General features: G+C 74.0%; 22 protein-coding genes. 8 read left to right on the top strand and 14 right to left on the bottom strand.

Annotated features, from left to right (window positions below):
- Positions 1–101: 101 nt before the first annotated feature.
- Together A6F73_RS16875 and A6F73_RS16870 are read left to right on the top strand one after the other, a co-directional pair.
- The gene (locus A6F73_RS16875) at positions 102–773 is read left to right on the top strand and encodes an ATP-binding protein (RefSeq protein WP_347878539.1); all 672 of its coding nucleotides are present in this window, start codon (positions 102–104) and stop codon (positions 771–773) included.
- 106 nt (positions 774–879) lie between these two features.
- On the top strand, positions 880–1,863 hold the full coding sequence (locus tag A6F73_RS16870) for a DUF5926 family protein (RefSeq protein ID WP_063348567.1): 984 nt from the start codon (positions 880–882) through the stop codon (positions 1,861–1,863).
- Positions 1,864–2,069: 206 nt separating this feature from the next.
- On the opposite strand, the gene A6F73_RS16865 is transcribed toward A6F73_RS16870, so the two are convergent.
- Positions 2,070–2,747 (bottom strand): bifunctional DNA primase/polymerase, encoded by a 678-nt coding sequence (locus A6F73_RS16865; protein ID WP_063348566.1) that lies wholly within the window; start codon positions 2,745–2,747, stop codon positions 2,070–2,072.
- A gap of 613 nt (positions 2,748–3,360) precedes the next feature.
- Between A6F73_RS16865 and A6F73_RS16860 the strand changes: the two genes are divergently transcribed.
- Together A6F73_RS16860 and A6F73_RS16855 are read left to right on the top strand one after the other, a co-directional pair.
- Entirely contained in the window at positions 3,361–4,797 is a 1,437-nt protein-coding gene (locus A6F73_RS16860; RefSeq protein WP_079135750.1) for a PP2C family protein-serine/threonine phosphatase, read from the top strand.
- A gap of 136 nt (positions 4,798–4,933) precedes the next feature.
- Positions 4,934–6,433 (top strand): aminopeptidase P family protein, encoded by a 1,500-nt coding sequence (locus A6F73_RS16855; protein ID WP_063348565.1) that lies wholly within the window; start codon positions 4,934–4,936, stop codon positions 6,431–6,433.
- Between the two features lie 52 nt (positions 6,434–6,485).
- Here the strand turns inward: A6F73_RS16855 and A6F73_RS16850 are convergent, their stop codons facing one another.
- Both A6F73_RS16850 and A6F73_RS16845 read right to left on the bottom strand, forming a co-directional pair.
- Complete coding sequence (locus A6F73_RS16850) at positions 6,486–7,940, bottom strand: hypothetical protein (protein ID WP_063348564.1); 1,455 nt, start codon at positions 7,938–7,940, stop codon at positions 6,486–6,488.
- A complete protein-coding gene (locus A6F73_RS16845) occupies positions 7,937–8,611 on the bottom strand; it encodes a SigE family RNA polymerase sigma factor (protein WP_244293415.1) in 675 nt (224 codons plus the stop codon). The genes A6F73_RS16850 and A6F73_RS16845 overlap by 4 nt, the downstream gene beginning before the upstream one ends.
- Before the next feature lie 233 nt (positions 8,612–8,844).
- Between A6F73_RS16845 and A6F73_RS16840 the strand changes: the two genes are divergently transcribed.
- Entirely contained in the window at positions 8,845–9,903 is a 1,059-nt protein-coding gene (locus A6F73_RS16840; protein WP_107452901.1) for a helix-turn-helix domain-containing protein, read from the top strand.
- Between the two features lie 61 nt (positions 9,904–9,964).
- Here the strand turns inward: A6F73_RS16840 and A6F73_RS16835 are convergent, their stop codons facing one another.
- From A6F73_RS16835 to A6F73_RS16800, 8 genes are all read right to left on the bottom strand, one after another.
- Positions 9,965–10,738 carry a MerR family transcriptional regulator gene (locus tag A6F73_RS16835; RefSeq protein ID WP_063348563.1) on the bottom strand — a complete coding sequence of 258 codons (774 nt, stop codon included), beginning with the start codon at positions 10,736–10,738 and terminating at the stop codon, positions 9,965–9,967.
- 143 nt (positions 10,739–10,881) lie between these two features.
- Complete coding sequence (locus A6F73_RS16830; RefSeq protein ID WP_244293641.1) at positions 10,882–12,042, bottom strand: hypothetical protein; 1,161 nt, start codon at positions 12,040–12,042, stop codon at positions 10,882–10,884.
- A 236-nt stretch (positions 12,043–12,278) separates the two neighbouring features.
- Positions 12,279–13,487: an LPXTG cell wall anchor domain-containing protein gene (locus A6F73_RS16825; protein ID WP_159398474.1), complete on the bottom strand. Its 1,209-nt coding sequence runs from the start codon at positions 13,485–13,487 to the stop codon at positions 12,279–12,281.
- Between the two features lie 348 nt (positions 13,488–13,835).
- Entirely contained in the window at positions 13,836–14,414 is a 579-nt protein-coding gene (locus tag A6F73_RS16820) for an NAD(P)H-dependent oxidoreductase (protein WP_063348561.1), read from the bottom strand.
- An 86-nt stretch (positions 14,415–14,500) separates the two neighbouring features.
- Entirely contained in the window at positions 14,501–15,385 is an 885-nt protein-coding gene (locus tag A6F73_RS16815; protein WP_063348560.1) for an NAD(P)-dependent oxidoreductase, read from the bottom strand.
- Between the two features lie 83 nt (positions 15,386–15,468).
- Positions 15,469–15,882, bottom strand: coding sequence for a hypothetical protein (locus tag A6F73_RS16810; protein ID WP_063348559.1), 414 nt, complete (start codon positions 15,880–15,882; stop codon positions 15,469–15,471).
- Between the two features lie 43 nt (positions 15,883–15,925).
- Complete coding sequence (locus A6F73_RS16805; protein ID WP_107453052.1) at positions 15,926–16,342, bottom strand: PPOX class F420-dependent oxidoreductase; 417 nt, start codon at positions 16,340–16,342, stop codon at positions 15,926–15,928.
- Positions 16,343–16,414: 72 nt separating this feature from the next.
- Positions 16,415–16,972: a heme-binding protein gene (locus A6F73_RS16800; protein ID WP_063348557.1), complete on the bottom strand. Its 558-nt coding sequence runs from the start codon at positions 16,970–16,972 to the stop codon at positions 16,415–16,417.
- Positions 16,973–17,277: 305 nt separating this feature from the next.
- Between A6F73_RS16800 and A6F73_RS16795 the strand changes: the two genes are divergently transcribed.
- Complete coding sequence (locus A6F73_RS16795) at positions 17,278–18,537, top strand: sensor histidine kinase (RefSeq protein ID WP_063348556.1); 1,260 nt, start codon at positions 17,278–17,280, stop codon at positions 18,535–18,537.
- A gap of 100 nt (positions 18,538–18,637) precedes the next feature.
- Positions 18,638–19,288 carry a response regulator transcription factor gene (locus A6F73_RS16790; RefSeq protein ID WP_063348555.1) on the top strand — a complete coding sequence of 217 codons (651 nt, stop codon included), beginning with the start codon at positions 18,638–18,640 and terminating at the stop codon, positions 19,286–19,288.
- Between the two features lie 592 nt (positions 19,289–19,880).
- Here A6F73_RS16790 and A6F73_RS16785 read toward each other — a convergent pair.
- A complete protein-coding gene (locus A6F73_RS16785) occupies positions 19,881–20,363 on the bottom strand; it encodes a hypothetical protein (RefSeq protein WP_063348554.1) in 483 nt (160 codons plus the stop codon).
- A gap of 275 nt (positions 20,364–20,638) precedes the next feature.
- Entirely contained in the window at positions 20,639–21,010 is a 372-nt protein-coding gene (locus tag A6F73_RS16780) for a tail fiber domain-containing protein (RefSeq protein WP_063348553.1), read from the bottom strand.
- Positions 21,011–21,496: 486 nt separating this feature from the next.
- Here A6F73_RS16780 and A6F73_RS16775 point away from each other — a divergent pair, with 486 nt between their 5' ends.
- Positions 21,497–22,582, top strand: coding sequence for a histidine kinase (locus tag A6F73_RS16775; RefSeq protein ID WP_159398473.1), 1,086 nt, complete (start codon positions 21,497–21,499; stop codon positions 22,580–22,582).
- A 60-nt stretch (positions 22,583–22,642) separates the two neighbouring features.
- On the opposite strand, the gene A6F73_RS16770 is transcribed toward A6F73_RS16775, so the two are convergent.
- The gene (locus tag A6F73_RS16770; protein ID WP_063348551.1) at positions 22,643–25,180 is read right to left on the bottom strand and encodes an ABC transporter permease; all 2,538 of its coding nucleotides are present in this window, start codon (positions 25,178–25,180) and stop codon (positions 22,643–22,645) included.
- Between the last annotated feature and the right edge of the window lies 1 nt (position 25,181).

The raw sequence follows: 25,181 nt of genomic DNA, 5'->3' as shown, positions 1-25,181 counted from the left end.
TCAAACCTTCCGGGCCCGTTATTGCCGGAATTCATGCACCGGGGCGACGCAGGGTGAGCACGGAATGACCTCAGGTCCACCCTCGGTCGCAATCGCTTGAAATGTCCTCGCGGGATCGTCCGGCGGTCGTTTCCGACGCATTACCAAGGGGCATCTCTCCCTCGGCATACGCTGAAGGAGGTCCGGGGGTGGCGTTGATGGTGGCGCGTGAAGTGCCGACTTCATCGACCATGGCAGTGCCGCACGGCCCGGCGAGTGTCGGGGTCGCACGGCGCCGACTGCGTCGAGATCTCGGCGACCGGCAGATACCGGAGCCGGTCATTGATGATGCCGTATTGATCCTTTCCGAACTGCTGAGCAACGCCTGTCGGTACGCCCGTCCGCTCGGCCCGCTGCGGGCCCTGGGGCGCGGCGCGCGGGCCGAGGTGGTGGACCAGCTGCTGGTCGGTGTCCCCTCCGGAACGCACCCCGCACCGGGCGGCCGGGAGCGCGAGGAGCACGGGAGCGGAACGGACGGCGGCGTGCTGGTCCGCTGGCAGCTGCACGCCGACGGCGTGCTCACCCTGGAGGTCACCGACGGCGGCGCGACCACCCGGCCGCTGCCCGCCGGCCCCTCGCTGACCTCGCGCGGCGGTCGCGGCCTGAACATCGTCGGCCAGCTGGCCAGCGACTGGGGCGTGCGCGACGCGCCCGGCGAGGTGACGGTCTGGGCGGCGCTGCCCGCCCGGGCCCGGCACGCCCGGCGCACCGGTGGTGACGCCCGCAGCGCCTGAACCGACGCGCGCCCCCCACCCGTCCGCCCGGCGCGTGCCCGCGCGCCGGGGGAACGTCAGTAGGCTGCCCGGAGCAAAGGACCACCGTTCCCGGGAGAGCCGCACCATGGGCAAGAAGGCCGCCAAGAAGGCGCCGCAGCGTCAGTCCACCACCGCCGTCACGGGCGAGGTCCCCGTGGTGGGGGCCCGCGAGAACTGCCCCTGCGGTTCGGGCCGCCGGTACAAGGCCTGTCACGGCCGGGAGGCCTCGCACGCGGTGCAGGAGCTGGTGCACCGCCCGTTCGAGGGCCTGGCGGGCGAGGCCGACTGGGTCGCGCTGCGCGAGCTGGTGCCCGCCGCCACGGTGCCGCTGACGCTGGCCGCCGGGGTGGCCGAGGGCGCCACCGGCGACGTCCCGTCGGTGACCCTGGCCACCGTGCTGCCGCTGGCCTGGCCGGCCCTGCGCCGCCAGGACGGCTCCATCCTGCTCGGCCTGCAGACCCAGTCCTCCTCCGGCGACCTCAGCCGCGACCTCGCGGACGCCCTGGAGCTGGCGCTGGCCACCGAGCCGGGCAACCCGGTGCCGTCCCGCCGGACCGAGGCGGGCGGACGCCGGCTCCAGGACCTGCTGGACGTCAACGCCGCGTTCACGCCCGCCGTGCACACCGGCTTCGAGTTCTGGCTGGAGGACGCCGAGACCGCGACCGGCGAGGTCGCCGCCTCCCTGGAGCGCGCCAACGCCTCGGCCATCCCGACCGAGAAGCTGGCGAGCGCCGACGCCGCCTACTGGTGCGGCACCCCCGACAAGAACCACCTGCGCTGGGTGATGACCGTGCCCGAGGAGCGGCTGCTGGACGCGCTGGCCCGGCTGAGCGCCGCCGACCAGTCCTCGCTCGGCCCGGACACCCGCCTGGTCGGCTCGTTCCGCGCGCACGGCCTGACCGTCCCGGTCTGGGACCTCCCGCTCGCCATGACCGCCGCCGACTGCGAGAAGCCGGCCGCCGAGTTCGCCGAGCGGCTGGCCTCGGTGCTCGCCGACGAGACCCCGTTGACCGCCGAGGAGCGGCGCGCCCGCGCGAACCTGGTGAACCGTCAGGTCACCTTGAACTAAAGCGCCCGGGATCCGGGTGATACGCGTCACATTGTCGCCATGAAGCCGCAATTTCCGGGCGGGCAGGGGGTCTTGGAAATTGGCGCGGGCGCGGATCCTTGTTACTGTCTAAAGAGTCCGGCCGCTGGTGCATCCCCCGTCGCCAGCGGCCGGATCTTTTGTTTTCCGCAGGGCCCCGACGAGCGGCCCGGGAACGGACCGGCGGATCAGTACGCCGAGCGACCGCTGTCCAACCGGACCGTCGCCTCCACCAACTCGCCCAGCAGCGGCCCGACCTGCGGCAGCCACACCCCGCCGTCGGCGTCCGGGTGCGGGGCCAGCACCCAGCGCACCCGGCCGGCCGCCCCGCCGGGCGGCAGCGGCAGGAAGCCGTCCACCCCGTGGTAGCGCAACGAGCCTGGCACCCAAGGGAGTTGAGCGAGCATCTCGCCGATCGCGTCCAGCGAGTACGGGGCCACCAGCAGCGCGTACCGGCCCGGCATCGCCAGCACCGGACCGAGCGGCAGCCGCAGCGCGCCCAGGTAGACCAGCGCCCGGGCGCCGGCCGCCGCCGGCAGGCTGACCGCCGAGACCACCGAACCGGTGGCGGCCAGCACCGGAGCGTCCGGGCTCTGCCGCTCCCACCACCAGCGCACCATCCGGGCGTCCGTGGTGGCGGCCAGCAGCGACGGGTCGTGCGGGTGCGCGCCCGGCACGGTGCAGTCCTGGTCGCCGCAGGAGCACTGGCCGCCGCGCAGAACGGCCCCCGGCACCACGGGCCAGCGGTGGTCGACGGCGGCCGTCAGGGCCGCGGCGAGCCGGGCAGGGCGCTGACGTGCGACGTCGTCCTGGACGGGGTGGTGGGGAGTGGCGGGCGGACACGGATCTTTCGGGTTCTCACGCATGGCGCTCGTTCCTTTCCCTGACCGCTCGGTTCGCTCCGGCCCGTCGGCACCGCCGGGACTCGTCACGCGGACCCGCGGTGGCACGGCCCCGGCGGCGCGAAGGGGGGCGGGCGGCATGGCGGGCGGCGCGGCGACGACGTGGATCACGGTGTGGAGCACGACATGAGAAGGGCCGCGCACTGAAACAGCCCCTGGAACGAGAATCCCGTATGCGACCGGATGGACGCCGCCCGGGCGCGCTTGGTTCCACCGTACGAGTGAGAGACTTCCGGCCAGCCCGGGTCCCGGGCGGCGCGGGCATACGATCCGGACGGCCGCCGGGTCCGTCCCCTCCGTTCTGCCCGCTCCCGGTCCCCTCCATGCCTCCCGACCGGACCGGCGCGCGGCCAGGCCGTACGCGCCCCCCGACCGGGTCTCGCGGATGTGGAACAGGCCACCGCGTCGTCCTGGATCTGGACATGCCCCAAATGGCCTGTGTAGAAGTGGTGGCATTGCTGTCGATCAATGACGAGTAGTAGCGAATCGAGGCGAAACGCGCCCTTTGGCCGTCATCGCTCCACACCGGCCGTACCTGGGGGTTCCGCATGGCACGTAGCACGTCAGGAGTGGCGGCATGACCGAGTCCCACCCGTCGTCGTCGACACCCTCCGAGCCGGGCGAGCCCGGCAGCGCCGGCGGGCTGACCGTCCTCGACCCACCGGGCTTCCCCGGCCCCGCCGACGCGCAGGACGGCGCGGCGGACGTCCGCACGGCACCGGCCGCCGGGGTGCAGGACCGTTTGGCCGGACGACTGTCCGATTTCACCAGCCTGCACCGGCACACCGAACAGCTCGCCCGCGCCCGCGGCCTCGCCGCCACCCTGGACACCGTCCTCGCCTCCGGCGCCGCCCTGCTCGGCGCCCGCCGCGGCGTCCTGGTCACCCGGATGCCCGGCGGCAGGCCCGGCCAGCCCGTCGGCCTCGGCCTCGACCGCGCCAGCCTCGGCGCGCTGGAGACCGTCCCGCCCGAGCAGAGCCTGCTCGCCAGGCTGCTGCGCGAACAGGACCGGCCCGAACGGCTGCACTCCCCCGACCTCGCCGAGGACCCGGCCACCGGCGCCCGGCTGCGCGAACTCGCCGCCCAGCTCGGCCTCGGCGGCTGCTACGGCCTGCCGCTCGCCACCGAGGAGGACGGCCCGCTCGCCGCCGCCCTCTGGTTCTACGACGAACCCGCCGAACCCACCGAGCGCCAGCGCGAGCTCGCCCACCGCTACGCCGGGATCGCCGCCCCGCTGCTCGCCAAGCAGCTGGAGGCGGACAAGGTCCGGCGCACCACCGAGGCGCTGCGCCGCGGCCTGCTGCCCGACCGGCTCCCCCAGCCCGCCGGCCTGCGGCTGGCCGCCCGGATCCTCCCGGCCGGCCTGGACCGCTCCTGCGGCAGCGACTGGTACGACGCCATCCCGCTGCCGGACGGCACCGTCGGCCTCACCGTCGGCTCCGTCTCCGGCGACGGCCCCGGCGCGGGCCCCGGCTCCGCCCCCGGCGCGGCCGCCGCGATGGGCAGGATCCGGGCCGCGCTGCGCGCCTACGCCGTCCTGGAGGGCGAGGACCCGGTGTCCGTCCTCGGCGACCTGGAACTGCTGCTCAAGACCACCGAGCCGGCCCGCACCGCCACCGCCGTCTACGCCTGGGTGGAACCCGAGGAGCGCCGGATCACTCTGGCCGGCGCCGGCCACTGCCCGCCCGTCCTGGTCGGCCGGCACGGCGCCGAGTTCGTGGAGACCTCGCTCTCCGCCCCGCTCGGCATGCTGGCCTGCTGGGAGGCCCCCGGCGTCGAGCTCACCGCCGACCGCGGCGACACCCTGCTGCTCTACACCGAGGGGCTGGCCCGCCGCTGCGGCCCGACCCTGCACGCCGGCCAGGCCAACCTGCGCCGGGCCGCCGCCGACGCCCCGCGCGACGTGCGGATCGACCCGGACCGGCTCTGCGCCCACCTGCTGGCCGTCTGCCCCGACCCCGAGCCCGGACCGGCCACCGACGACCTGCTGCTGCTCGCGGCCCGCTTCGAATAGCCGCCCCGAACAGTCGTCCCGACCCCGAACGGGCGAGCGGCCGGGCGTCCGTACCATGGACGCACGGCCGCCCGCGCGTGTCGCGATCCGACACTCCCCCGAGGGGCGGCGGTACCACCCCAAGGAGGCGTTACACGTGACCGAGGACCGCACGCCCGCAGTGGCCGAGAACCCCGAAGCCGACGGCGGCGACGAGCCGCAGCAGTTCAAGGGCCGCAAGAACGGCCTGTACGGCGAGGTCTCCGACGAGCTGGCCGCCTCGATGAAGACCGGCTGGGCCGACACCGACCTGCACGGCCTCGTCCCGGTCGCCCAGGCCCCGTACGCGGCCGAGCGTCGCGCCCGGCTCTCCGCCGCCTACCCCGGCGAGCGGCTGGTCGTCCCGGCCGGCAACCTGCGGGTGCGCTCCAACGACACCGACTACAGCTTCCGCGCCTCCAGCGAGTACGTGCACCTCACCGGCGACCAGACCGAGGACGCCGTGCTCGTCGCCGAGCCCACCGGCGACGCCGGCCACGAGTTCGCCCTCTACCTGCTGCCCCGCTCCGACCGCGAGAACGGCGAGTTCTGGCTGGACGGCTACGGCGAGCTGTGGGTCGGCCGCCGCAACAGCCTGGGCGAGCAGGAGCAGCTGCTCGGCCTGCCGGCGCGCGACGTGCGCAAGGCCGCCGAGGAACTGGCCGGGCGCACCAAGGACTCCGCGGTGCCCACCCGGATCGTCCGCGGCTACGACGCCGGCCTGGAGGACACCCTGGCCGACGTGCTGGACGCCGACCGGGACGCCGAATTCAAGGAGTTCCTGAGCGGCCTACGGCTGGTCAAGGACGAGTGGGAGGTCGGCGAGCTGCGCGCCGCCTGCGACGCCACCGTCAAGGGCTTCACCGACGTGGTCCGCGAGCTCGGCCAGGCCGTCGCCACCTCCGAGCGCTGGATCGAGGGCACCTTCTGGCGCCGCGCCCGGGTCGATGGCAACGACGTCGGCTACGGCACCATCGCCGCCGCCGGCCCGCACGCCACCACGCTGCACTGGGTCCGCAACGACGGCGACGTCCGCCCCGGCGAGCTGCTGCTGCTGGACGCCGGCGTGGAGACCCACACCCTCTACACCGCCGACGTCACCCGCACCCTGCCGATCGACGGCCGCTTCAACGACCTCCAGCGCAAGATCTACGACGCCGTGTACGACGCCCAGGAGGCCGGCATCGCCGCGGTGAAGCCCGGCGCCCGCTTCCGCGACTTCCACGACGCCTCGCAGCGCGTGCTCGCCGAGCGCCTGCTCGCCTGGGGCCTGCTGGACGCCTCGGCCTACGACGTCGAGAAGGTCCTGGAGCTGGGCCTCCAGCGCCGCTGGACCCTGCACGGCACCGGCCACATGCTCGGCCTCGACGTCCACGACTGCGCCCACTCCCGCCGCGAGGAGCACGCCGACGCGCTGCTGGTGCCCGGCATGGTCCTCACCGTCGAGCCCGGCCTGTACTTCCAGCAGGACGACCTGACCGTGCCGCAGGAGTACCGCGGCATCGGCGTCCGGATCGAGGACGACATCCTGGTCACCGCCGACGGCAACGAGAACCTCTCGGCCGGCCTGCCGCGCCGCGCCGACGAGGTCGAGGCCTGGATGGCCTCGCCGGCCTGATCCACCCTCCGAGGGCCCGGCCTCCCCGCGGTGGGGAGGCCGGGCCCTCGTGTCACTTGGCGACCTTGACGGAGATCTTCTTCTCGCCGAGCACGGTCAGCTTGCTTCCGTTGTACGGAAGCGTCACCTGCGCCGAGACCGGCATGTCCCCCGGGCCGTTCCCGGCGCCCAAGGTCAGCCGGTAGATGACCTTCCTGGTCTGCCCCGGGGCCAGGGAGAACAGCGACGCCTGGTCCGCCACCGCGTAGCCCATGTCGCTGCCCGGCCCCATCGGCGCCGGCCGCCAGGTGTCACCGTCCTGACGCTCCAGCTTGCCGTCGTTGGGCCCCTGTACGACCTGCACCGGCGGCGAACCCGGGTAGGGCTCCGTGACGACCAGCGGCTGCAACCGGCCGTAGGTGTTCTGGCTGGTGTTCCGGAAGGTCACCGAGAAGGTGACGGCCGAACTCCCCGCCGTCAGCTGCTGACCGGCCGCCAGGCCGTCGAAGCTCACCGCGATGTCGTTCCGGTTGGCCTCCGTGGGCGGCGCCTGGCGGCCGCTCAGGTCGAGGGTGTTGACGATCGTCATCAGTCCGGGCTGGTAGTCGGCCTTGAGGCCGATCGCCGCGACGGACACGAAGTCCTTCGGCAGGGCCCACATCTGGGCCGTGAAGGCGTCGCCACCGCAGTTGATCTGCCACTGCGACTTGCGTGCGGCACGGCCTGCCACGGTGGGTGTGCTCCTGGTCGGGCCGACACTGTCGATCTGTCCGCTCCTGGCGAGCGTGGGGGAGTAGGACCACGCCGGGCACCAGGGCTGCGTGGACCAACCGCTGCCGGAATCCAGGTCGGGCAGCCTCGGCCAGGCCTCCGACTCCTGGTCCAGGACCGTCAGAAGCACGCCGTGCGGCAGGCAGTCCCCGGCCGACGCGTCCTGCGGAGCACTCGGGCTCAGGATGCAGAGGCTGTTGGCGGCGGGATCCGGATTGACGGCCCGCCAGCCCGGCGGGATCTTGAACTTGACGCCCCGGAAGGGGTACGTCGTCCCGGCCGGCGCGGTGGTGGCCGGGGTGGTGGCGGGGGTGGTGGGCGGCGCCGTCGTCCGGGTGCCGGCCGACGTCGGGTCGGAGAGCGGGGCCCCGGTCTCCGGGTCGGCGGCGGGACTGCCGGTGTCCGGCGAGGGGGCCGTGGGGGTCGGGGCGGCCGTCGGTTCTGGGGCCGGGCTCGGCGAGGTCGTCGTGGTGGCGGCCGGCGGGGGGACGTCCTTCCTGGCCAGCGGGTCGCCGTGGAAGGTGAGCAGGCCGATTGCCAGGGAGGCGGCCAGCGCGAAGACCGGCACGGCGGTCAGGTACACCGGGCGCAAGCGCCGCACCCGGCCGCGCGGCGGTTGCGCCGGGCGCAGGTCGTGCGCGGTGATCAGCGAGGTGCGGGCGTTCATCGCCTCGCGCAGCAGCCGTTCGGTCGCCGTCTCGGCCGGCCCGTCACCGTCTCGGCCTCCGCTCTCGCGGCCGGGGAGCTTGTCGGTCATCGAACCTTCTCCAGATGCTTTTCCAAGGCGTCCAGGGCCCGGCTGGCGGTGGACTTCACGGCGCCCCGGGACAGCCCCAGGGTCTCGGCGATCTGCGCCTCCGACAGGTCGGACCAGTAGCGCAGCACCAGCACCTCGCGCTGGCGGGGGGTCAGCTCCTGCATGGCCGCGAGCACCCGCCGGTGCTCGTCGTTGAGCACCGCGTGGTCCTCCGCGGAGGCGGCGTCGGGCTCGTGCGGCGGGACGTACTCGCGGGCGGTCTTCCGGCGGCGCAGCACCGACCGGGCGCCGTTGACCACCGCGGTGCGCAGGTACCCGAGCGCGTTGTCCAGGTCGTCCAGGTGCTCGCCGTACCGCTGGTAGAGCTGGGTGAAGGCCTCCTGGACGACGTCCTCGGCCAGGTCCTGGTGGTCGACCAGGAGGACGGCCATCCGCACCAGGCCCAGCCGGTGGGCGTGGTACAGGTCGGTCAGGGTGGGCCGGTCCTCCGCGGGCTTGCGCCCGCCGCGCAGCAGCCGGAAGCCGGAACGGCGCTGCGCCGCCTGCTCGTCACCCGGACCGGCGGGCACCTCGTCGGCCTCCTGCGCGCCGAACAGCACGGCGACCACTCCGCGAACGGAGAAACCGCGCCCCCTCGTCGGCCCGGCGATCGGCCCGATGGCCATGGACATGCGCGTTTCCGCTTTCCCCCGGGACGGTGGCGGCTCTCGCCGGACCGTCAGGACTCCTGATCAAGATCGTGATCGGGGAGATCCTGACAGCCGCCCTCGGCCCGCCCCTCTCCGCCCCCGTACCAATGGACGTGTGACCGGGGTGGAGGTTGCAGGTGGATTCGAGCAGATTCCCGGCCAGCCGGAACGGCTACACTCACCGCCATCCCGCCACCCGTCAGCAGGGGGTCCGCATGACCGAGCAGCACGTCGAGGGCCCGGTCGGCACCGGGCCGGGCCCGGTGCCCGTCGCCATCGGCACCCGCCCGGAGCCGGTGCATCACGTCGCGGTGTACGCCTTCGCGGGCATGGCGCCCTTCGAACTCGGCGTGGTGGTGGAGGTGTTCGGGCTGGCCCGGCCCGAACTGGGCGGCCTGCTGGCAGCGCCCTGGTACGGGCTGAAGGTGTGCGCCGACCGGCCCGGGACGGCGCTGGACGCGGTGGGCGGGTTCGCGCTGACCGCCCGGCACGGACTGGACGAACTGGCCTCGGCCGACACCGTGGTGGTCCCCGGGGTGCCGAACGCGTTCAGCGGCGCGGTCTCCCCCGGGCTGGTCACCGCGCTGCGGACGGCGCACGAGCGCGGCGCCCGGATCGTCTCGATCTGCTCGGGCGCCTTCGCGCTGGCCGCCGCCGGACTGCTCGACGGGCAGGAGGCGACCACCCACTGGCGGTACGCCGACCTGCTCCAGCAGCGCCACCCGGACGTGCGGGTCAACCCGGACGTGCTGTACGTCGACAACGGGAACGTGCTCACCAGCGCGGGCAGCGCCGCCGGGATCGACCTCTGCCTGCACCTGGTCCGCCGCGACCACGGCGCCAAGGTCGCCAACAGCGTGGCCCGCCGCTTCGTGGTGGCGCCGCACCGGGACGGCGGGCAGGCCCAGTTCATCGAGGCCGCCGTCCGCCCGGTCGAGGAGGACGACGACGGGGTCGCCCGCAGTATGCAGTGGGCGATGGGCCACCTGGCGTCCCCGCTGACCGTCCCGCTGCTGGCCCGCGCCGCCCGGATGTCGGACCGCTCGTACCTGCGGCACTTCACGGCCCGCAACGGCACCAGCCCGATGCGCTGGGTCGTCACCCAGCGCATCGCGGCCAGCCTGCCGTTGCTGGAGTCACCGGAGGGGACGGTGGAGGAGATCGCGGCGGCGGTCGGCTTCGAGAGCGCCGCGACCTTCCGCCACCACTTCGGCCGGGTGATGCGCACCTCCCCGACCGCCTACCGGCGCTCCTTCGGGCGCGGGGTCGCGTAGCCACGCGGCCCGGCATCCGGCGTCCGGCGTCCGGCGTCCGGCGTCCGGCGTCCGGCGGCGACTATGCCTTCTCGTGCCGGTCCGCGTTGGCGAGGATGGCGTCGTGCAGCCACTGCGCCAGGCCCGGGGCGAGGTTCTCGTAGGTGGTGGTCCACCGCGGGTCGGAGACGTACAGCCCGGCCAGGCCGCGGTGGATGGTGAACGTGCAGTCGTAGAAGTTCTGGTAGATGTGCTGCCGGTGCGCCTCGGCGAGGTCCGTGGCGGCGGCGCCGTCGGCGGGTTCGCCGGCGGCGAGCGCCTCGACCAGGCGGGTGTTGAGGTCAGCCATCTCCGTCTGGATCCGCTGCCAGTCGGCCTTGTCGTAGCCGCCGGTCCGGCGCTGTGACTCGGCCCAGGCCGCGGTGTCGCCCCAGCGCTGTTCGGCCTCCTGCTCCCACTCCTCCTGGTAGCCCTCGCCGAAGATCTCGAACTTCTCCTCCGGGCTCAGCTGAATGCCCATTCTTCGTGCCTCCATGGCGTGTTCGACGGCTGTGGCGAGGTCCTGGAGGTGCCTGATCCGGTCGGTCAGCAGTCGGTGCTGCCGCCGGAGGTGCTCGCTCGGGCTGACCGAGTCGTCGTCCAGGATCGCCGCGATCTCTTCCAGGGGGAACCCGAGTTCGCGGTAGAAGAGGATCTGCTGCAACCGGTCGAGGTCGGCGTCCTGGTAGCGGCGGTAGCCGGTCCGGGTGCGGCCCGCGGGGGACAACAGGCCGATCTCGTCGTAGTGGTGCAGGGTGCGGACGGTCACCTTGGCGATCTTGGCCACGGCGCCGACCGAGTAGCCCTCGCTGCTCATCCGGGTTCTCCCTTCGTGCTGACCACCAGCCTCCGCTCTCACGCCGCGTGAGGGTCAAGCCGTCCTCGGGAGGGAGGGCACCGGCGCCGTGACTGCGCCCGTGCCGGGGCCGGTGCCTGTGCCTGTGCCTGTGCCTGTGCCGGTCAGGCTCCGGTGCCGGTCAGGACGCGCTCGCGCCGCCGGGAGGAACGGCGCCGCCCCTCGCCGTCCGCCGGGGTCCGCGGGCGGCGCGTCTGCTGGGTGGGCCAGAACAGCACGTACGCGGCGGAGACCACCACGAAGGCCAGCCGGACGAAGCCGCGGCCGGCGTCGGACGGGATGAACAGCGTCCCGCCGTACAGCGCGGCCAGCGCTATCCAGCTCCACCACGGGACGAGCCGCTTCTGCCCGACCGCGTCCCAGAGCAGGGTGCCGAGCAGGATCGAGGCCGTGTAGTAGGTGTAGACGCTCGGGTCGAGCAGGATCCGGGCGTCCGCACCGAGCAGCACCACGGCCGGCCAGCGGCCGCGCCAGACCGCGATGGTGCCGAGGCCGAGGCCGAGGGCGAACTGGGTCGGGCGGTCCCACCAGGGGGTGGCCGGGTCGGTCACCCCGAACCAGCGCAGTGCGGAGGCCGGCTGGTTGGGGATGGTGAACTTGGCGGCGGCCAGGGTGTCCAGATTGCCCAGGTAGAAGGGCAGCCAGGCGATCGCCACCAGTCCGACGAACCAGAGCGCGCTGCGCAGCCAGGCGGGCCTGGGCAGCGCCAGGATCAGCGGGGCGAAGGCGATCGCCCAGGGCTTGGAGTCCACCGCCAGCGCCAGGTAGACGCCGACCATGGTGGGTTTGCCGCGGGCCAGGGCGTGCACGGCGAGGGTGGTGAAGAACAGCGCCAGGACGTCGTCCAGGTGCGCGAAGCGGACCGAGACCTCGACCCACATCGGGATGAACGCCAGCCCGGCGATCAGCAGGCGCTGCTGGAGCCGGCGGTGGTTGGTGCCGGTGCCCAGGTAGTACAGGGCGGCGGTGCGACCGATCAGGACGAGCATCACCAGGCCGAGCCCGGACATCGCCGCCTCGGCGATCAGCTGGCCGGTGTGGGCCGAGAACGGGGCCGTGAGCCGGGCCACGGCCAGGCTGACCGGGCCGATCTGCAGCTCCGGGTGGTGGGCGTAGAGCGCCAGCCCGCCGTCCGGGTGGTCGCTGAAGAGCAGCTGCTCACCCTGGCGCAGGTAGTGCCAGGAGAAGCCTCCGCTGGGCTCGACCAGGAAGAACCAGAGCACCGTCCAGGCCACCAGCAGAACGTGGTGCCTGCGCAGCGGCAGCCCCGCGATCCGCCCGGTCGCCGACTCGTAGTCGGTGGCCGTCCGTGCCGTGCGTGATTCCCGCACCTGTCCCTCTCCCCGCCGGTTCCGCCCCCCTCCGGCCGGACATCCTATGTGACGGAGGCGTCCCGCCCGCGCCGCCCGGAGGTCCGTCGAACGGACGGCCGGGCGGCGCGGGCGGTTGTCAGGCGGGTACCGCCTCGGTGTAACGGCTGGAGCGCGCCTTGCGGCCGCGGTCAGCCCTGCTGGGCCGACTTGCGGCGGCGCAGCGCCACGAGGGTGCCGACACCGGCGAGCAGCACGGCGCCGCCGGCCACGGCGATGGCGGTGGTGTCGTCACCGCCACCGGTCTGGGCCAGGGCCTTGTCGCCGTTGTCGGCGGCGGCCTTGGCCTTGGTGACGGCGGCCGGGGTGAGCGGCGGCGGGGTGAGGGTCGGGACGGCCACCGGGAAGTCGATCGGGCCGGCGGTGTCGCCGTTGCCGTCGGCCGGGGCCGGGGCGGAGGTCGACGCGGAGGCGGAGCCGGACGGCTCGCCCGTGGTCGGGGTGGTCGGGGTGGTCGGGGTGGTCGGCGGGACCGAGGGCGACGGCGTGGTCGGTTCGGCGCTCGGGGTGGCCGAAGTGGAGGTGGTGGCCGTGGCCGTGGCCGTGGCGGTCGGCGACGTGCTCGCGGTCGCCGAGTGGGAGGGCGTCGGCGAGGTGGAGGTGGTCGGCGAGTGGGAGGCCGTCGGCGAGGTGCTCGCGGTCGGGCTGGGCTTGCCGGTGTGGGTCGGGGTGATGGTCGGGCTCGGCTTTCCGCCGCCGCCCGCCTTGATCACGAAGCCCGCGCCGCGGACGCCGTCGCAGCTGAGGTGGCCCCCGTCGACCGGCGCGTGGGTCTCGTCGTCGAGCTCGGCGGAGAACACCACCGGGACGACGCCGGCCCGGCCGAGCGGCGCCTCCGAGGTGAAGGAGACCCGGACCTTGATCGAGAAGCTCTTGCCGCGGTTCACGACGAGCAGGTCGTCGTCGGTGGGGTTGCCGTCCTGGCCGAGGGCGCCGAGCAGGGTGAGGACGGACTTGTCCTTGTCCTCGCCGCCGTCGGCGGCGACCGAACCGGTCTGCCACTGGCCGCCGGGCAGCTGGTACTGGACCTTGAGGTCCTTCGCCTTGAGCGAGCCCGCCTTGTTCTTGAACTTGAGCAGCGGGAGGAAGAGGAAGTCGTGCTTCGTCGAGTTGTCGATCTTGAAGGTGAAGTCGCGGGCGTCGCCGCCGGCGATGAAGGTGCCGGGCACGCCGTTCACCGAGAGGTCGAGGCTCTGGTGGGAGGCCTTGCCGGCCGCCTGGGCGGCGGCGGACGGGGAACCGGTGGTGCCGACGGCCATGGCGCCCTGGGCGCCGGACAGCACGAGCGAGGACGCGAGCGCGGCGACGCCGGCAAGGGCAAGACTGCGACGTATGGACAAGGGAGACCTCACGGAAGAGTCCGGGCGAGGCCCGGGGCGCGGCGGGGCGGGCGGCCGTGGACGCCTCGAACCCCTCGCGAAGCTTGAAAGTCCGACGGAGATTACCGAAGGATCCGGCCACTCCGGAAGGCGGGTGTCACGCTGGGGACCGCTCACGGGACGGGAGTGCCCGAATCGCCCAATTCCGTCCTGCAGTAAGGCTTTTGCTCTTTGCCGAAAGATGACCGGAGAGTGACGGGTACACGCCCGGAGGACCGTATCGCACGGCCTCACGTGGCGTGAAGCGATCGGTTGTGTGAACGTCTGGTGAGCGCCCGCGTGACCGCCCGCCGGAACGCGTGCGCGGGCTCAGCCCGTGAAGAAGGACTTGGCCGCGATCAGCGCCCGCTCGTCGCGCAGCACGTCCCCGGGGCGGGTGCCGTTGCCGAGCAGCGCGCCGCCCCAGCGCATCCCCATGTACTCGGCCGTCAGCCGGAGCGTGCCGATCAGCGGTTCGGCCTTGTCGTCCTCGGTGGCGAGGGCGGTGACGCCCCAGATGGTGCCGCCGCGCATCCGGGCACGGAAGTCCGCCCCGGGCTGCCGGAGCCAGGACGACCAGTGGTCGAGGTAGAGCTTCGCGCTGGTCGGCAGCGAGTACCAGTACAGCGGTGCGACGAAGACCAGGTCGGTGGCCGCCGACGTGGCGTCCAGCAAGGTCCGTTCATGACCGACCGGCTCGGGGTAGCGGCCGTCCCCGACGTGCCGCAGGTCCTCGAAGGGCGGCAGCGGGTGCTCGCTCAGCCGCAGCCAGCGCTGCTCCGACCCGGCCGGCAGGCTCGCCTCGGCGGCCAGCCGGGCGAGTTGCTCGGAGTTGCCGCCGGCACGCGAACTGGCGTCGAGGAACAGAAAGGTGCGCGGCGCCTCGGCGCCGGCCGGCTGGTCGGCCATCGGAACTCCCCCGGTCGGTGGTGCGGATGGAGGTGCGAGCACCCCCCGCACCCCGGTTATTCCACGTCCGGGGCCCGGGAGTTCACTCAGGCGGGCAGGCCGGCCCGGCGCCGGGCGACGGCCGCGACGGCCGCCCAGTCCTTGTCCGCGTCGCCGTGGGCCAGCGCGTCCAGGAAGGCGTCCCGCAGGATGCCGCCGAACGGGAGCGGGACGTTCCGCGCGGCCCCGGCCTCCAGGGCCAGGCCGACGTCCTTGAGTCCCAGCGGCAGTCTGAACCCGGCCGGCTCGTAGCGGCGTTCGGCCACCATCGCCCCGTAGCCGGAGTAGACCGGCCCCGGGAACAGCGTGCCGGTGAGCATCTCGACCAGGTCGGTCGGCCGGACGCCGTGGGCCTCGGCCAGGCTGCACGCCTCGGCCATCGACTCGATCGCGCAGGCCAGCAGGAAGTTGGTGCTGATCTTGGCGGTGTTGGCCTGTCGCGGGCTCGCACCGAAGTGCCAGGTGCGCTCCCCCATCGCGGCGAACAGCGGTTCCGCGCGGGCCAGCAGCTCCGGCGCGCCAGCGGTCAGGATGTTCAACCGGCCGGCCGCCGCGACCGGCGGACGGCCGAGGACCGGGGCGGCCAGGTAGCCGATGCCGTGCTCGGTGTGCAGCACCTCGGCACACTCGGCGAGCCCGACGGAGACGCTGGCCATGTTGACGTGCAGGGTCGTCGCGGCTCCCGCGAGCAGGGCGGGATCGAGCAGCAGCCGTTCGACCGCCTCGTCGTTGGCGAGCATGGAGACCACGGTGTCGGCGGCGTACACCTCGGCGAGCGTGCCGGCCGCCTCGGCGCCCTCGGCCACCAGGGCGGCCACCGGCTCGGGCGAGCGGTTCCAGACCCGGACGGCGTGGCCGGCCCGCAGCAGGCTGCCGGCCATGCCCCGCCCCATCGCGCCCAGCCCCACGAAGCCGATCGTCGCCCCGGCCATCGCACACTCCCGTCGCCGTCACCGTCACCGCATTGCGGATGACTGTACGTCAGGAGACGGTGGCCCCTGCGTACTGGACGGACTCACGCGCAGGCGCGCTCCGGCAGCCGGACGCGGCCGCGCTCCAGCTCGGTGACCACCCGGTGGCTCAGCAGCTCGTACTGGGCCTGGAGCCGGCCGGGGCGGGCCGGGCGGGCGACCGGACGGCCGGGGCTGACCAGTTCGTCCGGCCCGAACTGCTCGCGGGTGAGGTCGATCTCGATGCCGGTGGCGAAGCGGTTCCACCAGTGCAGATCCGTCCGGATCCCGCCGACGTGCACCTCGCCCATCATCAGCTCGCCGCCCAGCAGGTCGTGCACCACCATCGCCGTCACCCCGCACTGGCCGCGGGCGGGATTGTCGGGACGCCAGTGGGCCAGATCCTCGGGCGCACAGGTGTCGACACCCCAGGAGGAGCGGATCGCACGTTCGATGTCGTTGAGGGTCCACGCCGTCATACCGGGAAGCCTGCCATGCACCACTGACAGTGGCACCGGCTTTTCAGAGGGCCACCCCGTGTTCTGCGGAGACCTTCTCGATCTTCACCCGAACGAGCAGTTCCCCCGGCACGCCGTTCCGGGCCCCGTACTGCTCCGCGACGTCCTCCCCCATGTACCGGGCAGCGATCCGGGTGGCCCAGGCGCGCACCTCGGCCAGGTCCTCGCTCAGCCGGGCGGTGCCCTGCACGAGAACGTACGCGAAGGGCGGCCGGTCGTCGTCCACGCAGATCATCACCCGGCCGTCGCGGGCCAGGGTGCGGCCCTTGACGGTGCCCGCACCGGTGTTGAAGACGAGCTCGTCGCCGTCCAGCAGGAACCAGACCGGCGCGACGTGCGGGCGGCCGTCGGCCCGGGTGGTGGCGAGCTTGGCGGTGCGGGTGCCCTCGGAGAGGAAAGCCCGCCACTGGTCATCGGTCATCGTCGGCATACCGCCCATCCTGGCCGGTCGGCCCGCCCCGCGCATCAGGGGACGGGCCGACCGGCCAGGGGGTCACTTCGCCAGTGCGGCGACACCCGCCTGCGCGAACTGCTCGTCCAGGTCGCCGCTCGGCGCGCCCGCGACACCGATCGCCGCGACCGGGGCGCCCTTGGACTGCACCGGGGCGCCGCCGGCCAGGAACAGCGTGCCCGGGATGTCCTTGAGGGTCGGGGCCTGGGTCAGCCGCTTGGTCAGCTCCGAGGTCGGCGCGTTCCAGGAGACCGCCGTGAACGCCTTGCGCTGCGCCGACTCCGGGGACTGCGGGCCGGCGCCGTCGCCCTTGAGCAGCACCCGGGTGACGCCGTCCCGGTCCACGACCGCGACCGAGACGTGCTGGCCGGCCTTGGCCGCCGCGTCCAGGGTCGCCTGGGCGGCGCGGGTCGCGGCGTCGAGGGTCAGACCGGTGCTCTGGGCGAGGTTCTTGTTCTGGGTGTCGACCTTCACCGCGGCCGGCGCGGCCGGGGTCTCGGAGGTCTCGGCGCTGGCCGACACCGCGCCCACGGTGGCGGCGAGCGCGGCAGCGGCGAGGGTGCCGGTCAGCACCCGGGTGCGCACGGAGATCTTCTTCATGGTCCAGCTCCTCAGCGGATCGGCGAACGGGATCGGGGCCGCCGGGCGGCAGGGGGTCCGCCCGGCTCCACCTCGATCCTCCGGCCGGGGCGGGGCCCGCCACATCGACGCTCCGGCGCGACCGCGCGGGCATGATGGAGGACAACCCCGTCAACCGATCGGCTGATGCGGGACCGGGCCGGCCGGGCCACCATCGAGGGATCGGTGCAGGTCGGTGCGCCGGACGCACCGTCGAGGCGGCCGGTGCCCGCCCCGGTGCCGATCGCTTGCCAGGTGCCGACCGCCCGTCCAGCCAGGAGCCACCCGTGCAGCAGCCCCGCCCCGCCGCCGGCCACGACGCCGGCGACCCGGACGCGGGCCGCCTGGCGGTACTGCTCGACTCCGCCTTCCTGCTGCTGCTCGCCGCCTCGCTCAGCCGCTACCTCACCCACCACCCCGGCAACCCCCGGATCCCCTGGGTGATCGGGCTGAGCATCGCCCTCGCCCTCGCCCAGCCGGCCGGCTCCTGGCTCGCGCACCGCCACCCGCCACCTCCACTGTCACCAGTGCCCGCGCCCGGGGCTGACGCTTCGCCCGACAGACGGGTTCCGCGTCGGCGCCGGTGGCCGCTGGCGCTGGTGGTCGCGCTCTGGGTGGTGCTGGTGCTGCTCGCGCCGAGCTTCGCCTGGTGCGCCGTCCCGCTGATCTACACCGCGCTGCGCACGCTCCCCGCCCGGGCGGCGATCCCGCTGGTGGCGGCCCTGACGCTGCTGGTGGTGATCGCCGAACTCCGGCTGGCCGGCGGGGCGGACGCCACCCTCGTCCTGCTGCCGTTCGCGGTGGCCGCGCTCGCCACCGGCGTGTTCCTGTTCATGGACCGGCAGGACGCCCGGCAGCGCGCCCTGATCACCGACCTGGTCCGCACCCGGCGCGAACTCGCCGCCACCGAACGGCGGCAGGGCACCCACGCGGAGCGCGAGCGGCTGGCCATGGAGATCCACGACACCCTGGCCCAGGGGCTGTCCAGCCAGCAGATGCTGTTGCAGGCCGCCGAGCGCACCTGGGACACCGAGCCGACGACCGCCCGCGCCCACGTCCGGACCGCCGCCGAGGTGGCGGCCCGCAACCTGGCCGAGGCCCGCCGCTTCGTCCACGACCTCGCGCCGGCCGAACTCGCCGACGGCCGTCCGCTCGACCAGGCGCTGCGCGCGCTCGCCGGGCGGGAGGCCGCCGAGAGCGGTCTGCCGGTCCGCTTCCACCTGGACGGCACGCCCGTCCCGCTGCCCGCCGCCGCGCAGTCCGCGCTGCTGCGGATCGCCCAGGGCGCGCTGGCCAACGTCCGGGAGCACGCCGGAGCGTCGGCCGCGGCGATCACCCTGTCCTACCTGGGCGACCAGGCCGTCCTGGACGTCGCCGACGACGGGCAGGGCTTCGACCCTGGCGCGGTCGGGGCGGCCGGCGGCCGCGGGTACGGGCTGCCCGCGATGCGCGCCCGGCTACGGCAGTTCGGTGGCACCCTGGCCGTGGAGAGCACCCCCGGCGAGGGCACCGTCGTCTCCGCCGCGATCCCCCTGGAGCACCGATGAGCGAACGAACCGGACCCGCCCCCGACCGGCGCGCGGGGTGCGACGGGCGCTCCTGGTGCTCCTGGTGCTCCTGCCGCGATGGGCTCGGCGGGGTGGCCGCATGAGCACCACCGGCTCCCCCACCGACGCCCCCGTCCGGCTGCTGGTCTGCGACGACCACGCGGTGGTCCGGGCCGGCCTGCTGGCACTGCTCGCCAGCGCGGGCGACATCGCAGTGGTCGGCGAGGCGAGCACCGGGGAGGAGGCGGTCGCGCTGGCCGCCAGGCTGGCGCCGCAGGTGGTGCTGATGGACCTCCAACTCGGCGACGGCATCGACGGGGTGGAGGCCACCCGCCGGATCACCGCCACCCCGGGCGGCCCGCACGTGCTCGTGCTCACCACCTACGACACCGACGCCGACATCACCCGGGCGATCGCCGCGGGCGCCACCGGCTACCTGCTGAAGGCCGAGCGGCCGGAGGAGTTGTTCGCCGCCGTGCACGCCGCCGCCCGGGGCCGCACGGTGCTCTCGCCGCCGGTCGCCTCCCGGGTGATGGCACAGATGCGGGCGCCCGCACCGCAGCTCACCGAGCGCGAGCAGGACATCCTCGCGCAGCTGGGGCAGGGGCTGGGCAACCGGGAGATCGCCCGGGCGCTGTTCATCAGCGAGGCCACCGTGAAGACCCATCTCGGCCGGATCTACGACAAGTTGGGGGTGGACACCCGGGCCGGCGCGGTGGCCGTGGCCAAGGAGCGTCGACTGCTGCGCTGACGGGCGCTCACGTACGCCGGGCCCGGCCCGTCGGCGAACTCACTCCACATCAGCCCGCCGGGGCACCGCCGGACGCATCCGCTGCGCTCAGCGCTCGCGTGGTGTCACTGCGTGCTGCCATGATGCTCGGAATGTCGGATTCCAGCACGGCCCGCGCCGGGCCCGCCGCCCGTACCGGCGCCCGCCGCGCGCCCGCCGAAGGGCCGCCGGGCGCCCTGTCGGGCCTCAATCCGCTGGTCCGGCGCCTGGCGGGACCTTCCGGACCGACCATCACGTTTGTGGATTTTTCGTGGATCCCGCTATTGACAAACCAACCACGCGGTTTGTTAACGTGATACCAACGACGTCCCCGGGGGTGGGGGCTCGCCGGGGCCTGTGCGGACCGCTCTCGCCGGAGGGTGCTGCCAGGGGGGAACGGCGGGGCTGCCGGGGAGTCGGGGGGAGCGGCAGCGCGAAGCCGCGCGACGAGGCGGTGCGGAGCGAGTCCGGGGGGACTCGCTCCGCGCCTCCCCTGCGTGCGCGGCCCTCAGCCGCGTCCAGCGCCTTCCATTTCTTCCGGCTCTTCCGGCTCTTCCGGCTCTTCCGCAGCCGGCTAGACCATCGCGCTCCAGTACGGGCAGCACACGTTCGGCAGCGGCGCCGGGCCGCGACCGCCAGCGCCCTGCAGTGACGGCAGCCGCTCCGAGCGGGCCACCCCGGGCGAGCTCGCGGTCAGCCCGGCCTCACCCAACTCGCCGAATGCCAGCGCCAGTTGATAACCGTCCAGGGTGGCGGCGGCAACCCCGGGGCGGCTCCGGCCGGCATTCAGCGAAGTGATCGTCCAGCCGCGCTGCCGCCAGTGCCGCTCGACCGCGTCCACCAGTGCCGCCCGCCGGACCGCCGAGACGATGGTGAGGATGTCCCGCCCCCGGGTGACGTACCAGCGCAGGTCCGGGTCCCGCCCCGGCAGCGACAGCCGCGCGCCCGCTCTGGGCGCCGCCCCCTGCCAGACCGGCGCCGGCCGGACGGCGTCCAGGGTGTCCTGAAGCAGGGTCTCGCAGCGCTCGGCGGCTTCGAGCTGATCGACCGCCGGCACTGGGCCGGGCCACCGGGCGGGTGGCACGACCGGCGCACCGCCTCGGCTTCCACCCGGGAATCCGACGTTCAGTTCGGCACCACCTGGCTGCACTGGTCCCCTCCGCGCTCCTCCCGGTGTTCAGGCCGGGCCGGGATTCCGTCCACTGCTTGGACGGTGGGCGTGGACGGACAGTTCCGCCTCTTACCGTTCCCACACCCTCTTCCGCACCCCTCCCGCACGCCCCTCCCGCGCCCCCCGCATCCCACCCGCAGCCGCCAGGGGTCGCGCCCCGCTCACCGGCTCGACTCGGCGCCCTGGGTGAGTTCGCGCAGGCGCTGGACCTCGGTGGCGAGTTCGTCGATGCGCCGGTTCAGGGCCTGGATGCAGACCAGGGCGATGCCGTTGGCGTCGACGACGGGGATCACGCGGGTGTTCTCGTGGTGGAAGTCGAAGGAAGCGTGCCAGTCCTGGGCCATCGGTCCGATGTGCCGCACCCGTTCGGGCTCCCACAGGTAGCGCCAAGTGCTGATGGGCAGGGCGGCGACCGTCTCCAGTACCTGATGGCCGTTGACCGCCCCGGCCGGGGCGACGGCGGCCGTGTCGGCGGTCTCGGTGTGCTCCGGGGCGGTCCGGGCCGCCCTCCCGGAGCGTCGGAACAGGCCCATGCTCAGCGGCTCCAGTCGATCGGGACGCCCATCCCACCCGAACGCCCCACCCGCCCGCGTCCGACAATCAGGACATAGGGGATCCCGCCGCCACGCTTCCCCCCATCGAGTGAAGCCCCGGCCCGGACCCGCATTCGACCGCCGCACCACCTGTCCGAGCCGTCGGCCGACCCGTCGAGGGCCGATCGGCACGAAGCCCAGGGGGAGTTGGCAGGGGCAACCGGCGTTGAGCCTCAGATTTCAAGGCCGGGGTCGAATGTCAACGGCGGGTTTCCGACGGGAACTATGCTCACGGTCGGAAGCACGGGGGGTCCTTGAGGTAAACGACGGGCCTTCTGTGCGCCCATGGCGGGTCAAGTCGCTTTTCGGGAGCTCTCATTGGGTCACGGTGCGTACCGACTGGGCGACGATCGCCACTCGGAGTCGTCAGGCGAACGGCCAACCCCGAGAGATCCCCTGTCCCGCCTCGCCAAGGGCATCGTGGTCATGGCGGCCCTCGGGTTCTTCGCCGCCTCGGTCGTGGCCACCATCCGCAACCGCGACGGCTTCTCGTACCAACTGGCCGCCATCACAGTCCTTTTGGTCCTGCTCGGCTTTCAGCTCCTGCACGCCGGCCCGTGGCGCCACAGGCGGCCGTGGTGGCCGTGGAGCCTTCTCGCTCACGGAGTGATCACCTACCTGCCGTTCCTGGTCTTCGACGGGGCGTGGGTCGGCATCCCCGGGTCGTTCGCCGGATCGATGCTCCTGACCGTCGCCGCACCCAGGTCCTGGATCCTCTTCACCCTGCTGGTGGCGGGCCAGTACCCGATCTACGCGGCGCTGGGCGACGACGTCGGGCAGTGCCTCAACGCGAGCGTCTCCACGGCCGCGGGCGGAATCGTCGTCTACGGCGTGGCCCGACTGGCCGACATGACCGCGGAGTTGCGGGCGGCCCGCACCGAGCTGGCGGAGCGCGCCGTGGACCAGGAGAGGCTGCGCTTCTCCCGGGACCTGCACGACCTGCTCGGCTACAGCCTCTCCGTGGCAGCACTGAAGTGCCAGATCGCCGAGCGGACCGTCCTGGAGGACCCGCGGCGCGCCCGGGCGGAGATCTCCGAGGTGCTGGCGATGGTGAGACAGGCGATGTCCGACACCCGGTGGATCTCCAGCGGCGACCTCCAGATGTCGTTGGCGCGGGAAACCCGCTTCGCCGCCTCGGCGTTGCGGGCGGCCGGCATCAGCGTGGAGGTCGACCTGGCCTACGGCACCCTGCCGCCCGAGCACGACGCCGTACTGGCGACGGTGGCGCGCGAGGCCGTCACCAACATGCTGCGGCACAGCGCGGCACGGCGCTGCGAGATCCGGGCCGTCAGGGGCGAACTCGGCGACGTGAGCCTGGTGGTGTCCAACGACGGCGTCCTGGCGGAGGGCGTCCCGGCGGAGCCGGGCGGCGGCCGGGGCATCGGCAACCTCACGGAGCGGTTGCTCGCCGTCGGGGGACGGCTGACCGCGGAGGAGGGCGAGACCGGCTGGTTCCACCTCTCGGCGGTCATCGCGGCCCCGCCGACCAAGACGACGTCCAGGGCCGGCTGACCGTGCGGTCGTGGCCGCGCGGTCAGCCCGGCGGCGACGGCCACGACCGCACGGCGCCCGCTACTCCCGGAGTCCCATGGCCTCGACCGGCTCCCTGCGCAGCGCCAGCCGGGTGGTCAGCAGCACGGTGCCCAGACCCAGCAGAGCCGCCCCGCCCAGCACCGCGGCCGCCCAGGCCGCGGGTACGGACGGCCAGGCCGAGCCGGTGAGCGCGAGGCTGACGGGCACCAGGACGGCGGCGGTGACCGCGGCGCCGAGGGCGAGGGCCACGCCGACCGTGATGCCCCCCTCCCAGGCCATCATGCGCAGGATCTGACGGCGGGTGGTGCCCACCAGCCGCAGCAGGGCGAACTCGCGCAACCGCTCGGTCGTGGCCATCACCAGGGTGTTGACGACGGCGATGGCGGTGAACAGGCTGATCATGCCGAGGAGCAGCCGGCCGACGGCCGTGGCCGACTCCTGCCGGTGCCTGCGGGCTTCGTCGTACGCGGCCCGGTCGCTCGTACGGGCCATGGGGTAGGCGGCAGTGAGGCTTTGGAGCTCCCGGCCGACCTGCTGGGGGTCGGCGTCGGGGGCGGAGCGGACCAGGACCGTCGGCGCGAGGGGGTCCGGTGTGTGCGCGGCGGCGAACTCGGTGGGGAGGAGGGCGTCGGCGAACCCCAGGTCGCGGTCGTAGACGGCGACCACCGTGGCGGTGCTCTCGCTGCCGTCCATCCAGCCGATCCGGAGCTTGGTGCCGACGCCGGCGCCGAGTCCGGAGGCCGAGCGCTGCCCCAGCGCGACGCCGTCCCCGCGCAGTTGGGCCAGCGAGCCCGCGGTGACCCCGGGATCGAGCAGCTCGGACAGCGCGGCGGAATCGACCACCTTGGCGCTGACGCCCCGTGAGCCGACGGTGCCGGGCGTTGCGTTGGACACCATGGTCGTGGCGGGTACGACCCCGCTGACCGCTGTGACGCCGGGCAGTTGGCGGGCCGCGGCGACGAAGTCCGGGGGGAGCCCGACACCGTCGGCCTGGACCACGTGGTCGGCCCGCAGCCTTCGACCGTCCTCGGCCGCGGCGGCCTGGGCCTTGACGCCGGGGACGAACAGCACCGTGCTGGTGAAGGCCACCGCCAGCACCAGCGGGGTGACGGCGGCGGCGAAGCGGCGGGGCTGGGCGCGCAGGGCCGCGGACGCGAGGAACCCCGCCACGGGGAAGAGCCTGCCCACCGGTCCACCGATCACCACACTGGCGACCCGCCCGATCACCGGTCCGAGCAGCGCCACCCCCAGGAGGAGCAGCAGGACCATGCTCTCGGCCGTGCCCGCCCCGCTCCGGCTGCCCGTGGAGGACGACAGCACCACGGCGCACACGGCGAGCGTCCCGGCCCCGAGCACCGTACGCACCCAGCCGATCCGCGGCGCGGGCGCAGCGGACTCGCGCAGAGCCTGGGTCGGTTCGACCCGGGACGCCCGGCGCGCGGAGGCCCACACGGCGAGTTGCGCGGTGCCGACGACCACGCCGACGACGGTCAGCAGTGCGGTGGGCCCGACGTGGAGCGGGACGTCGGAGCGGACCACACCGTGGTCGACGAGTACGCCGCGGAGCAGCGAGGCGACGCCGACCCCGACCGGGCATCCGACCAGCGCGGCGCCGAGGCTCAGGACCAGCGTCTCCATCGCGATCATCCGCCGCACCTGTCCCGAAGTGGCGCCCACCGCCCGCAACAGGGCCATCTCCCGCAGGCGTTGCCGGACGGTGAGCGCGAGCGCTCCCGCCACCACGAACGCCGAGATGAACAGGGACAGGATGCCGACGGTCCCGGCGAGCGAGGCCAGGCCGTCCCCGGGCCCGGGTGCGCCCGAGAACTCCCGCTCGCCCCGCTGGTCGCCGGTGCTCACCTCGGGCCCGGACCAGAGCTCCGCCCCGGTGGCCGGGAAGGCCGTGGCGAGGACCTGATCGGCCTGCGCGGCCAGCGCCTGCGGGTCGGCCCCGTCCCGTGCCGTGATGCCGATCGCGTCCGCGCCCTTGGTGGTGCCCGCGAGCCGGGCCGCCTGGTCGGGGCTGAAGAAGAGGACGCTCTGGCGGGCCAACTCCCGTGGGGATGAGGCCAGTCCGGACACCGTGTAGGCACGGGGGGCGGTGGTGGTGGCCAGCCGCACGGGGTCGCCGGGCCGGAGCCCGCCGCGTGCGGCCGTCGCCTCGTCGAGGACCACCTCGTCGGGGCCGGTCGGCGGGTGACCGGAGGTCAGGTGGAAGGGGGCGAGGACGGCGCTGGTCCAGGAGTGCCCGAGGGACGCCCCGCCCTGCGGGCCGGAGAGGACCTGCCCCGATCCGGTGATCACGGCGGCGGGGAAGGAGACCTCCGGGGTGACGGTCCCGGCGCCGGGCAGTGCGGCCAACTTTCCGATCAGCGGATCGACGTCGGCCATCCGGGTCGAGCCGCCGATCACGACCGGGGCCGCCGCGTAGCGTTCGGTGGAGGTGCCCGCACGCAGGGCGGACTCCAGCAGGACGCCGCACGCGGCGGTCAGGACGAGGGCGAACGACAGTGCGGCGAAAGCACCCGCGAAGCCCGCCTTGCGGGCGCGCACCGTCTGCCAGGCCAGTAGGAGCATG

The organism is Streptomyces sp. MJM8645 (genome assembly GCF_001625365.1).
Taxonomy (GTDB): Bacteria; Actinomycetota; Actinomycetes; order Streptomycetales; family Streptomycetaceae; genus Kitasatospora.
Note: the sequence above shows the minus strand (reverse complement) of the source record. Positions and strands in the feature narration are given on the sequence as shown.